The 287-nt window shown below is 68.3% G+C and carries 1 protein-coding gene; it reads right to left on the bottom strand.

Translation table 11 applies throughout. From position 1 onward, the window contains the following. On the bottom strand, nt 1-287 hold a 287-nt coding region (locus MD536_RS21305; protein ID WP_498366316.1), incomplete at both ends, for an ATP-binding protein.

Here is a 287-nt window from a genome sequence, read left to right as displayed (position 1 = left end):
GAGGCGCACGTCGGTCTGGGCGAAGGCGAGCGCCGCCCCCTCGGCGATGCGGATCTGCTGCTCGACGATGTCCAGCCCGGTGACCATCTCGGTGATCGGATGCTCGACCTGGATGCGCGTGTTCATCTCGAGGAAGTAGAAGTGGCCGCTGCCGTCGACGACGAACTCGACGGTGCCGGCCGAGATGTAGTCCACGGCCTTGGCCAGTGCCACCGCCTGCGCCCCCATCGCGGCGCGCAGCTCGGCGTCGACGAAGGGCGAGGGCGCCTCCTCGATGATCTTCTGGT

This window comes from Flavihumibacter cheonanensis (genome assembly GCF_022352215.1).
Classification (GTDB): Bacteria; Bacteroidota; Bacteroidia; order Chitinophagales; family Chitinophagaceae; genus Flavihumibacter; species Flavihumibacter cheonanensis.
The sequence above is the reverse complement of the archived record's forward strand: the minus strand, read 5'-3'. Positions and strand labels throughout refer to the sequence as shown.